Consider the following 12,129-nt stretch of genomic DNA (forward strand, 5'->3'; position numbering starts at 1 on the left):
AAAAAGCGATTGACCGCAAGCTGCACCCCGAAAAATACCAAAGCAAGGCCCCGACCAAATCCCTATTTGACTGGCTCAATATGTATTTAGATAAGCATCCGCTATCACCGGCCCGCGCGAACCATTACAAGGTGCTTTACCGCTCGCTAAAACGGTTTGAGTGCTATATGAAAGAGACCCAACACCGCCGTTACCAAATCAACCCCGACACTCTCACCATTGAGGATTTAGCGCGGTTTGAGGCATTTTTGAGAGCAGAGCCGGAATTGTTTGATCAATATCCACAAATCTATATTGACGCCCCGGCGGACACCCACAAGGGCAGAAAGAGCCGCCGCCCGCTACCCAAAGGCGACAACACTATTAGCGACACCTTCAAGCGTTTCCGGGCTTTCTTCAACTGGTGCAATGAAAACGGGCTGACAAATAACAATCCTTTTGCCAAATTCACCATAAAGGCAGCCACATACGGTACGCCCTATTACATCACCGCCGAGGAACGCGATATTATCGCCGGATGGGATTTTTCATTTGATAAAGGGATGGAGATACAGCGGGATATATTTATATTTCATTGTTATGTCGGGTGTCGCGTCTCCGATCTGATGAGGTTAACGGCAGCCAATATCATAAACGGGGGTGTTGAATATATAGCCGATAAGACCAAGGAGGAACGCCCCGAAGTTATCCGGGTGCCCCTGCACCCTGTCGCCGCCGCACTTGTGGAAAAATATCGATGCGGTAAAAAATTGTTCCCGTTTATCACACCTCAACGCTACAACGACGCGATAAAGGCCGTTTTCACGCTTTGCGGCATTACTCGTCCCGTGACAGTCCTAAACCCCACTACCGGGCAGGAGGAGCAAAGACCGATTAACCAAATAGCAAGCAGCCATATTGCCCGGCGCACATTCGTAGGGAACTTATACAAGCAAGTCAAAGACCCTAATTTGGTGGGTAAACTATCCGGGCACAAAGAGGGGAGCAAGGCTTTCGCCCGATACCGTGACATTGACGAAGATATGCGCCGCGACCTCATCAATCTTTTGTGATCTATGAGCAGGAGCGAAATTATATTATATTGGATATGCGAGCAGGTACGAGCCGGGAAAATAAAACCTAGGGAGGGACTGCGTCTGTCTGATTTAGTAAATAAAGAAAATGACACGGTAGAAGCTGAGGGTTTGCGCTTTGTTTTATGGGATCACGCGCAACCGGACCGGCAAATGAAGAAAGGCAGGAAGCGGCAGCCCTGCGCCGCTGAGAATGTTATTGCCGAAGAATATGACCCGGACAAATCAAGGCGGGCAATTTTCTTCGTGCTGTCACGACAAGAGCCGAGGCCCGTAAGAATAGCCCTCTTCGCATGGGCATTAGTGAAAGCTGGAATACTCCGGAATAATTTAGACCGACCGACTGTCTTACGCTTTTTGCAGTCTCTGAATAGCGCAAATAATAGATTGTGGAGCAATAGCGATACCTTCCGCGCAAATATGACCTATTGGGATCATCTGGATAATACCGACGAAACTACTGCTGCCGTTGAGAATGTATCCCGGCGGTTCAATCAGTTATATCGATTGATGTAGATTTGTTTGTTACTATCAATAATTCGCGGTAGTTAATTATCGTGATTCTTTTTCAGTACTGCGGTGTTTACCTTTGTTGCACGAAACTAAATTGTACAACAATATGGAAACAGCATTATTTAACAAAATCTCATCCGGCGACCCCGGCATTATGCTCGTTGTAAGTGCCGCAGATCTTAAAAGCGCGGTGTCGGAGATGTGGAACGCCCACCGGGAGCAGACAGCCGAGGCGATAGCCCGGCACCGCGAGCAGCCCACCATGACAAGAGAGGCAGCAGCAAAAGCCCTCAACGTGACATTATCAACCTTATGGCGGTGGGCGAAAATCGGCTATTTAGTACCGGTCAAGATTGGCACAAAGGTGTTATATCGCGCCTCAGATATTGAGTTGATGTTAAACAGGAAAGGAGGCGTAATATGAGTATCGCAAGGAGACTACGACGCGCGGCCATGCAGGGCAAACGCCCCGAGGATATAACAATCAAGGTAGGGGGAGGCGGCCACGCGCCAATATATGCATGTCGAGACTACACTGTGCACCCCTCGGTAACCCTCAAAAGCAAAAGACATGGAGAAGAGCGCAAAGGATAGGAACGACGCGCGGCACGTGCGTATTGTCGGCGACCTTATCGTTATCCACGCCGAGGGCATGAACCGTAAGCAGGTACGCAAACTCGCCGTTGATTGCTTTTGGCTGATGAGGTCGATGACAGTAAGCGAGAATCGCTAAAGGAGGGGGGGTACTTTTTAGAAAGGGGTGCGACCTTAATGTAACCTCGCCCCCACCTTTGCTTTTGCGTGAGCGATTTTTTCAATTTAAGCAAAATTTTAATACAAAAAACAATCGTTTTTGCACGTTTTTAGCCCGATTTTCGGCGATTTTTGCCCCAAATAATAAAGCAATCGCCCGATGTCACAAACGCGCTTAAATCGAAACTACAATAAAAATTTAACATCTGTAAACACTATGCCACAAATAAAAATAGCCGTCGCCGGTTCCCGCAAATCCGGGCGATGGGTCAATGAAATATGGGACTGGAAAACATTCGCGGAGCGCTGCTCCAAGACCCTGCGCACCAACGAAACATTGTCAGACTACCTCAACATGTCAAAAGACAGGCAGACCGATATTAAGGACGTCGGGGGGTTTGTTGGCGGTCACCTCACCTGTGAAACGGCAGGGCGCACAAAATCTAATATCGCCCTGCGCGCGTGTCTTACACTCGATATAGACCACGCCCCCGTCGACTTGTGGGAACGGTTCACAAAAGCATATACCGGCGCGGCGGTTTGCTATTCAACCCACAAGCATACGCCCGAAAAACCGCGTTTGCGTTTAGTCATACCGTTTGACCGGGACACAACCCCGGAGGAGTACCAGGCAGTTAGTCGAAAGTTCTGCAAGGATGCCGGGCTACTGGAGTATGTTGACCGCACCACGCACGAAGTTAACCGTCTTTTCTTTTGGGTTTCGACAAGTGCCGACGGCGAGTTTTTCTACCGTAAGCAGGAGGGCGAGCCGCTGAATGTGGATGAGGTGCTTTCAAAATACCCTGATTGGCGCGACCGCTCACAGTGGCCGACCTCAGCAGCCGAGGCCGACGAGGTAAGGACAGTAACCGACAAAGTGCAGGACCCGACCGGCAAACCCGGAATAATAGGCGCGTTTTGCCGCACCTACACAATGCCGGAGGCAATGGAGAAATTTTTATCGGATGTCTATGAGCCGTGCGACACCGCCGGGGGCGACCGCTACACCTATAAGGGTGGCAGCACAAGCGGGGGCGCGATACTCTACGATGATAAGTTTCTATACTCGCACCACGAGAGCGACCCGGCGAGCGGGCAGCTTTGCAACGCCTTTGACCTGGTGAGGCTGCACAGGTTCGGGCAGCTCGACAGCAAGGCAAAGCCCGAAACGCCTCACAACAAATTACCCTCCTATATTGCTATGCAGGATTTATGTATCACCGACACCGAGACCAAATTAACCGTAATGAAAGAGAAGACACAGGCAGCGGTGGACGATTTCGCGGGAATTGAATCGGAGGGCGACACGGGCAATTGGCTTGGAGACCTGGCCACCGACCGAAAGGGAAACACCCTCAACACCCTTAACAATCTGAAATTAATAATCCTCAACGATGAGGTTTTAAAGCGCGTGAGGTACGACCAATTCGCCCGGCGCGATGTCTCCGACGTTCCGCAGCTTATGCCCGCAGACGGCAGCCGCAAGGCCAATGACGAGGTATTAGGCAAAATCGCCCTGCATATTGAATCGAAATACGGCCTGAGAGTTAATTTTAAAAAGGTAGACGAAATGCTCAAAGCTACCGCGAGGGAACGCGGGTTTAACCCGGTCAAGGATTTTATCGCCTCGACGCAGTGGGACGGGAAAAAGCGCGTTGAGACACTTTTGATTGACTATTTGGGGGCAAGAGATAACGCCGTCAACAGAGAGATAACGCGCAAATGGATTACTGCGGCAGTGGCCCGAGTGTTCAACCCCGGTTGCGCATTCCAAAACGTTTTGACGCTCGCGGGTCCGCAGGGTATAGGCAAAAGTTTGTTTTTGCGTACGCTCGCGGGCGGCGGTGACTGGTTTTGCGATACACTTTGCGCGGCTGACAAAGACAAGAAACGAAATGAAGACACGCAAGGCGCGTGGATTGTAGAGCTCGGGGAACTTAACGGACTGTCACGCTCAGAGTGGCAGGCGTTCAAGGGTTATATATCCCGAAACGAGGACAGAGGGCGCGCGGCCTATGCCGTAAAAAGAACCGACGCCCCGCGACAGTATGTATTTGCCGCCACAACAAACGACACCGCATTTCTGCGAGAGGCCGACAAGGGCAACCGCCGGTGGTGGATAGTGCCGGTAAACGGCACGGGCGACGTGGGCGAATGGATAACGCGGCTGTCCGACGAGGTGCCGCAGATATGGGCCGAGGCATATCAAATCTACCTCAACGGGGAGGACATTTGCAACGTGTCGAAGCCCACCGACGAATATATGGCAAAAATGCAGTGGGAATACTCCGAGGATGCCGCCGACCCGATGTCCGGCATGATCGACGCTTTTCTCGACACCCTTTTGCCCGCCGACTGGGAGACGCGGAACGAATCGGAACGCCGGGCATACTTCCGTAACCGCGACATGCTCGATACCGCCGGGACAGTAAGACGCGACAAGATATGCGCCGTCGTGTATCTCTGCGAGCGGACAGGACTACTGCCAAAGGACAAAGGATACAAGGCTGCGGCCGTCAAGTTTAACGCACACATGCGAGGCAAAAGCGACTGGAGCGAATGCGACCGCATAGACTTCACCTTTTACGGGCGGCAGCGCGGATATGTCCGCAAACCGACGCAGACCGATGAGGATGATATTTAAATGTCACAACAAAGGCTGTCACAACTCTGCACAACGTCTTTTCCGTTGTGCCTTTGTGACAGCCATTTGGCACAAACTTTTTATTGTGACAGCCTTTGTGACAACCTTTGTGACAGCGTAAAGCCCTTTATCTAAAAGAGATATAGCCTAAAGTCACAATGTCACAATATATATTATATATAATAGTATAATGGTAATTAGGTAATATGTATTTTATTAATATCGCCTAAATCGAAAAAACGCATTATATATAATATGCGCGAGGACTTTGTGTCACCGACATTCCGCACAGTGTTTACAGCTGCTTAAATTGAAAATCGCCGACCGCTCCGAATCCGTGAGGACAACGGGGCGGTTTCCCTTTGCCCCGGATGCCCCGTATTGCTCACGCCGTCGGGGACTGTCAAAGAGGGTTGAGGCGGCGCGAGAATCCCGATATTTCAAAAATGCCGTTTATTTTGCGTTCTAAGCGCGTTTTCACCCCTCGGCTTAGTACTTTATCATTTCAGTGATAAAAACGCGACAGAACGCAAATAAACGGGCAAATTCGGGTATTTCTCAAAGCGCGTACCGTTGAGATTTTACGGATACGGCGATTTTTGCCTTTTTCGGGGGGTATCTGCGCCTTGTTTTGGTCTCGGTGATGCATTTTACCATTTCAGCGATAAAAACGCGGCTGTGACCACGACAGACACGACGCGTCACCATTTTTGCGGCCTTGTCGGCCTCATCGCTAAAAAAATTGGAAGTTCCGGAATTTTGCCGTAGATTTGCAGTCCCTAAAGTATTGTGCAGCCGCCCCAAGCGGTTGTCATAACCTTATTTGCCCGTTCATGGTGGAGGCAGCGGAAACGCCCTCACGGTATCACAATACACCGAGGACACCTAAGGACGGGCCTTTTTATATCCCTAAAGTATTGTGTCAACACAGACAAGAACCATCGGCGACGTTTTTGCCGATAAAGAGAGACAAGACAACAGGCGGCAGAACGTCGTCAAGTATGCTAACCGCTATGACCTCACAGCCCTGCTGGAGTATGTGTGCTTTTACTCCACCCCTGACGAAGTGCGCCGCGATTTGACGGCATGTTATTTCACCATTGCGCGGCAAATAGTCCGCGAGGGCGAGGGAGCGGGGGACGGCCCGGCAGACGCACTCGCCACCCTTGAAATGGTTATCGAAGCACTGGACAATGTCCGGGAGACCGGCACACCGTCCCCGCGGATTGTCCCCGCCGCGACCTCATCGCAAAACACGTCAGCGAAGATGATGTAGCGAAACGCGACCTCATCGCAAAACACGTCAGCGAAGATGATGTAACGAAACGTGACACCATCGCAAAAAGATTTGCGTCGGATGGAATAAGTCCGTATCTTTGCATCGCCCGGAGCAAGAATTAAGAACAAACCGGCACAGGCACCCCGACCGAATGACAGTAGGCAAAACGGGGTGCCTTTTTGCTAATTTTTCAACAGGTAGTCATTTGGTAGTCAAAAACGGCAAAAGAAAAATCGCAACCACTTCATTTTTAAGTAGTTGCGATTTTGTCTTGTGACCCCGGAGAGGCTCGAACTCTCGACCCAATGATTAAGAGTCATTTGCTCTACCAACTGAGCTACGGAGTCATTTTTTTAATCATGCGCTTAATATAATCTGCGATGATTGATGCAATTTCGGATGCTTGAATCTTTATTCTTGCAAGGTTCGCCTCGTTGGTTGGTGAGGTGTTTCCCTCAATTGCGATGCAAAGTTAAGGAGCTTTTTTGTATTGTCCAAATTTTTTGGCAATATTTTTCAGGATATTTTTCAATAAATTTTGCAATATGTTGAATTTTAGATGATTACATAAGGGTGCTTAACGCGGCTTTATTGGGGCTTCGGCTACGTTATATTGTCGGATGGGCTCTGATATGGATACTGAAGGTGTATTTGAGTAGGTACAAAATCATTCGGCCATATAAATAGCACAATTGATTTTATTGTTTTGCTGTTGCTTATTCTGTGGCATTGAGTATGGCGTTGAAATATTTTCGTGCTTGCTCCCATGCAACATAATACTTGTCTGTCCCTGGAAAGCATACCGGCTGCTCGTTCAGGTCAAGTCTGATATATGGTGTTCCGGAGGGGGCAACGCAAATAATCATCTGGAGGTTGGTGGCCATCGGAGTGACATGGAAATTCTTCCAATGACGGCCTACGCTGTCAAGGTCTTTGCTTACGTAGTAGCATCCCGGGAGTCGGATTAACGATAGAAAAGGCATTACAGTTTCAGCATGTCCGAATCTTAGATTTAATGATGCTTTGGAACGGCCGGTCAGAAAGTCGTCGGTCGTGTTTATGAAATCGGCAAGCAACGCACGTGTTATGTCCGACGGTATCGATGAGTACACCGATGTTGTCCGTTCGAGATACTGCATGAGATTGCGGCACTCCCACATTCTGTTGGCTTCCTCTATGGTATAGAAGTCAGCCAGGAAGTCTCCGTCAATACCTGAGGCATTGAGTCCGCATAAAAATCCGAAGAGTGAAATGGCAAACTGTCTGGCTTCATCCTGGTTCAATGTGTTATGTCCGACAAGTCGCCACACCGGCTCAAGAGGGATATTTTTCTTATAGAATGAATCAAGGGCATCGGCCCAAGGAGCGTGTTTTCGTATATCAAGATATGCCGAATCGATTGCAAACGGACGCATTAGAGGCGAGTTTACTTTGCCTGATGAGGTCAGTATCTCTACATTGTCATCAATGCTTGACAGGTGATGAGTGAACTCGTACATGCTCATTATACAACGTGGTATATACGATGAGATAGCCTCTATGCGACGGTTTTCGACCAATATTGGCCATGCCTTGTATATGCGTGAGGCTATTCCCTGCTGCTCCGCCATTCCAAGCGAGTCAAGCGCTCCCCATTTGCCTTTGGATAGCTCAAGAGCATTATTGACTATATTGAGCATCGAAGCGCCTTTGGTGGATAGCGTATTTTGTTTTTGTGCTTTTATAAGAGCGGCGCGAATTTTTTTCGCACGTTTTGCCGATGTCTCGTAGCGGGCACCATGGCGCCCGAGATGATTTATCATTATAGCGGAGAGGGAATCGGGTAGGCCCATACGCTCTTTCGGAGCCGGATACGGGTTTGCTGAACCTCGGCATTCACTGAATGTGTAATCGGTAGGCCCGCTACTGTTGTCGGCAAGTGCACTTGCCGCGATAAGGAGAATGTTGATGAAGATAATTGCCTGACGATACATTTCTTTGTAAATTTGCCAATTATAATAATAAATTTCAGATCAATTATGATGACCCGTGACGAACTTGCCGCTCTTCTTAAGAAAAACGCTCCTGATGCTGTAATTGTTGCTGCGAGTGAGATAATTGACAATGATAATACTGTAGCATGGCCATATATGCTACGTAGTGAGGCATTGTTGGCTACCGGACATCTTGGCCGTGCTCTTGGCGATCTCCACCGGGCAATGTCGCTTGAGCCCAGTGAGGCAATCCGTCAGCGTATCGATGCCCTACAGAATGTAATCGCATTCCGCAATACTGATATTCTCAATCCTTGACATGTTCTTTTTGCATCGGCAATCGGATGGCATGTCGATGGCATGAAAAAAGCATCCAGCTGTAATTGCCGAATGCTTTTGGATAATAGAATATTAACCGAATAAGGGGAGAAGCCGGTGTGGCTTTTGTAGTGTAGTGCTCAGCAAAGGCCCTTGTCCTGACCATGTTTGAGAACAGCCTCGCAAATAAAGTCTGTAATGCTGTCTACTTGCTGAAGCACAGCGTGCACTGTGGCGGGGGCATTAAAACCATAGCGCTTCACTGTTGATTTCTTGCGGCCTGCTCCGGGACGACGGCCGCCTCTTTTCTTTGCAAAGTTTTCCATAAGTTATAAGCCTAAAACTACTAATAGCACAAATTTGATTTCACAAATGGATTGTCCACATCTTTATTATGTGGAATTTGTGTGCAAATTTACTAAAAAGAAAAGTATGGCATAAATTTTTAATATAATTTTGTGTAAAAGGGAGCATGTTTATTTAAAACGTACACACATAATCATAAGTGTTAACTAAAATTAACTCACTGTCAAAATCTGAAATCACACATGCGTTAATAGAATGCAAGCAAGCTCTTAGAATTTGAGATGGAATGTATGATGGTATTGTTTTATCATACCCGTATCTCTGTCATATATAATACTCGACGATTTCTACCAGCCCGGCTCTCAAGGCATATTTGGTAGCTTCATACACATTGTTGATTCCAAGTTTCCGGAATATATTTTTTTTGTGTGTCACGATTGTATGTATGCTTGATATTCTTTCCGAAGCAATCTCCTTTACTGTCATCCCCTTTGCTATGAGTCTGAGTATATCAGTCTCGGTTGGGGTAAGATTGTTGGATAACTCGCGGCGTTCGGGTGTCTGTATGAGCATATTGGCAATCTGATGGCATATAAAACGCTCGCCATGACATGCGCAACGCAGAGCACAGTGTATCTCGTCGGCCGATGTCTCTTTCAGAATCATGCTTATGTTGCACTCTGCGCTTATACGCCTCATAAAGTTGTCGCTAAGTTCATTGGAAAACAATATCCAGTGAGCGGATGGAAAGCGTCTCACAATTATCAATAATTCCTCTATGCCGTTGATGTCAAACAGAGTATAATCAAGCACCACAACGCTGTGGGAGTCTTCCGACAGTCTGGACACAAGGTGTTGCTTGTCACAGATATCAGTAATGCTTGCGTTGCTGAATATAAAAGATATATACCCGTGCATCCCTGCACGGGTTATATCCTGATTGTCGGCTAATATAAAATTTGCATAATCAGCCATTTACCTTAGAAATTGGTTTAGATAGTCTTACTACATGATTTTATCCAATAGGATATTCGTCAAAAGCGTAAAGAACAGTCGAAAGGTAACGCTCTCCTGTATCAGGAAGCAGGGCTACGATGGTTTTGCCCTCGTTTTCAGCCTTCTTTGCAAGTTGCAGAGCGGCATAAAGCGCTGCGCCCGACGATATTCCTACGAGAAGACCCTCTTTTTCAGCAAGCATACGCGATGCTTTTATCGCGTCGTTATCCTCTACAGGCATTATGAGGTCCACTACTTCCGGGTTGAAGTTATTGGGCACGAATCCTGCTCCTATCCCCTGTATCTTGTGTGGGCCGGGATTTCTTCCTGACAATACCGCAGAGGAAGCCGGCTCGACAGCTACAGCAACTATTGCCGGATTGTGTCTTTTCAATCCTGTGGCAGTACCGCTGATTGTGCCTCCGGTGCCTACACCTGCCACGAAGAGATCGATTTCACCATCAGTATCCTCCCATATTTCCCGGGCTGTAGTCTGCTCATGTATTGCCGGATTGGCTGGGTTGTCAAACTGTTGCAGTATCACGGCGCCTGCATTTTCTTCTTTCAGTTCGTTTGCTTTTCGTATAGCGCCTTTCATACCTTCCGCTCCGGGAGTGAGCACGAGTGTCGCGCCAAGAGCCTTAAGCAGGTTCTGGCGTTCGAGGCTCATGGTTTCCGGCATGGTAAGAATCAATTTGTATCCTTTTACTGAAGCCACCCATGCAAGTCCGATTCCGGTATTGCCGCTTGTCGGCTCTATTATAGTAGCACCGGGTGCGAGTATGCCTGATTTTTCAGCGTCTTCAATCATCGACAGTGCCACACGGTCTTTGACACTTCCACCGGGATTGAAATATTCTATTTTAACAAGCAGCCGTGCTTTTAGATTTTCTGCCTGTTCGATGTTTTTTATTTCAAGGAGTGGGGTATTTCCAATAAGTTCAGTGAGATTTTGATATATCTTTGCCATAAGCTCTTAGTTTGTTTCAAGCTGACGGTATGAAATTGCAGTACCTCGCTGTAGGATTGTCAGGACAATAATTTCTTAATACCGTACATGCAAAATTAGTAATGAATTATATTCTGTACAATACCACATAATTGGTATTTGTCAACGACGGTCATTGTCAGAGATGTGCCTCAACGATATATCCGGCTTCGGATGCGAGATGCATGTCATCGTCGATTTTTGATCCGACGGTAGTGAGCAGATCGCCGACCACAGCCGAGTTGATACCGATAGCGAGAGCTTTCAGTTGTGTCTCCCGGGAGAGACGTGCTCTTCCACCGGCGAAACGCAATTCGGCTTTAGGATGGAGAAACCGGAATATGGCGATTGTGGTAAGTATCTCCCGGTCGGTTATCGGTGTGGCTTCGGCAAGCGGAGTCCCTTTTACCGGTACAAGAATGTTGACAGGTATCGAGTCGGGTTCCACCTCACGTAGCTTAATGCCGAGCTCGACACGTTGGTGCATGCTCTCACCCATTCCAATAATACCGCCGCTACATATCTGGAATCCGATTTCGCGGGCATGACGCAGTGTGCGTATTTTGTCGTCGATAGTGTGTGTGGTACATAGACGGCTGAAGTATGATGGTGCTGTTTCCAGATTGCAGTGATATCGGCGCATACCCGCGTCCCATAGCTCTTGAAGGCTTTCTCGGTCAAGCAGTCCCAGAGAGCCGCAGAGAAACAGGGCGGTGTCACGCTTGAGCACACGATAGTTTTCGCATATCCTTTTTAGAGAGTCTTTGCTGAGAGTACGTCCGCTTGTTACCTGACAGAACCGTTTGACTCCTTTGGCCTCGTCATTGCGGGCTTGGTCGAGTACTTTGTCGGGAGAGACAACCTCATAGTTGGCCGCACCCGTATTAAAATGGCTTGACTGCGCACACCATTTGCAGTTCTCTTGACACTTGCCTGCTTTGGCGTTGATGATGCTACACGGATTAAGAGCTTGTTTAATAATAAATGTTACCGTCAGGGCGGTTAATCGTCGAGCAGATTTTCGCTTGTGATGAGGGAGTTATGGGGTTCCATAACGACCGAAGAGCAGGCGGAAAGATGCCGGCGATTGACCGACTGGAGGTAATTTGTTTAATATCGTTGATATATTTTTGTATTTATTTCAAATTCAGCAAGAGATTGAGGAATTATAAAATTACCGGTTGCTTCGTATATCTTGGCCGCTTTTCACCCTGTTCCTCAGTCGTGTACATAAAGTACACTCCTTCGTCACATGTCGAAAATCGTCTCAAGCTATACGACCCTGG

Annotated in this window: 12 protein-coding genes and 1 tRNA gene; 7 read left to right on the forward strand and 6 right to left on the reverse strand. The window is 48.0% G+C overall.

The genetic code is table 11. The features are described 5' to 3' along the window. The 6 genes from K2I50_RS08350 to K2I50_RS08375 form a co-directional block, all read left to right on the forward strand. Positions 1–1,052 (forward strand): site-specific integrase (locus tag K2I50_RS08350; protein ID WP_301025877.1); only part of this gene is annotated, 1,052 nt, incomplete at its 5' end. 3 nt (positions 1,053–1,055) lie between these two features. Further along, on the forward strand, positions 1,056–1,589 hold the full coding sequence (locus K2I50_RS08355; protein ID WP_301025878.1) for a hypothetical protein: 534 nt from the start codon (positions 1,056–1,058) through the stop codon (positions 1,587–1,589). Positions 1,590–1,692: 103 nt separating this feature from the next. Continuing rightward, positions 1,693–2,010 carry a helix-turn-helix domain-containing protein gene (locus K2I50_RS08360; RefSeq protein ID WP_301025879.1) on the forward strand — a complete coding sequence of 106 codons (318 nt, stop codon included), beginning with the start codon at positions 1,693–1,695 and terminating at the stop codon, positions 2,008–2,010. 147 nt (positions 2,011–2,157) lie between these two features. Further along, the gene (locus tag K2I50_RS08365; RefSeq protein ID WP_301025880.1) at positions 2,158–2,319 is read left to right on the forward strand and encodes a hypothetical protein; all 162 of its coding nucleotides are present in this window, start codon (positions 2,158–2,160) and stop codon (positions 2,317–2,319) included. Between the two features lie 180 nt (positions 2,320–2,499). Beyond that, complete coding sequence (locus tag K2I50_RS08370) at positions 2,500–4,983, forward strand: virulence-associated E family protein (RefSeq protein WP_526022972.1); 2,484 nt, start codon at positions 2,500–2,502, stop codon at positions 4,981–4,983. Positions 4,984–5,902: 919 nt separating this feature from the next. Next, positions 5,903–6,259 carry a hypothetical protein gene (locus K2I50_RS08375; RefSeq protein WP_301025882.1) on the forward strand — a complete coding sequence of 119 codons (357 nt, stop codon included), beginning with the start codon at positions 5,903–5,905 and terminating at the stop codon, positions 6,257–6,259. Between the two features lie 277 nt (positions 6,260–6,536). Here K2I50_RS08375 and K2I50_RS08380 read toward each other — a convergent pair. Together K2I50_RS08380 and K2I50_RS08385 are read right to left on the reverse strand one after the other, a co-directional pair. Further along, a tRNA-Lys gene (locus K2I50_RS08380) sits at positions 6,537–6,609 on the reverse strand. Positions 6,610–6,978: 369 nt separating this feature from the next. Further along, positions 6,979–8,235, reverse strand: a complete 1,257-nt coding sequence (locus K2I50_RS08385) for a histidine phosphatase family protein (RefSeq protein WP_301025883.1) — start codon at positions 8,233–8,235, stop codon at positions 6,979–6,981. Positions 8,236–8,280: 45 nt separating this feature from the next. Between K2I50_RS08385 and K2I50_RS08390 the strand changes: the two genes are divergently transcribed. After that, positions 8,281–8,553 carry a hypothetical protein gene (locus tag K2I50_RS08390; RefSeq protein WP_301025884.1) on the forward strand — a complete coding sequence of 91 codons (273 nt, stop codon included), beginning with the start codon at positions 8,281–8,283 and terminating at the stop codon, positions 8,551–8,553. A gap of 140 nt (positions 8,554–8,693) precedes the next feature. Here the strand turns inward: K2I50_RS08390 and K2I50_RS08395 are convergent, their stop codons facing one another. The 4 genes from K2I50_RS08395 to bioB form a co-directional block, all read right to left on the reverse strand. Further along, positions 8,694–8,879, reverse strand: coding sequence for a hypothetical protein (locus K2I50_RS08395; RefSeq protein WP_068959959.1), 186 nt, complete (start codon positions 8,877–8,879; stop codon positions 8,694–8,696). A 304-nt stretch (positions 8,880–9,183) separates the two neighbouring features. Next, a complete protein-coding gene (locus K2I50_RS08400) occupies positions 9,184–9,834 on the reverse strand; it encodes a response regulator transcription factor (RefSeq protein ID WP_301025885.1) in 651 nt (216 codons plus the stop codon). 40 nt (positions 9,835–9,874) lie between these two features. Then, entirely contained in the window at positions 9,875–10,825 is a 951-nt protein-coding gene (cysK, locus tag K2I50_RS08405; RefSeq protein WP_301025886.1) for a cysteine synthase A, read from the reverse strand. A 157-nt stretch (positions 10,826–10,982) separates the two neighbouring features. Continuing rightward, a complete protein-coding gene (bioB, locus tag K2I50_RS08410; protein WP_367279098.1) occupies positions 10,983–11,840 on the reverse strand; it encodes a biotin synthase BioB in 858 nt (285 codons plus the stop codon). Positions 11,841–12,129 lie beyond the last annotated feature (289 nt).

This window comes from Muribaculum sp. (assembly GCF_029051885.1).
Classification (GTDB): Bacteria; Bacteroidota; Bacteroidia; order Bacteroidales; family Muribaculaceae; genus Muribaculum.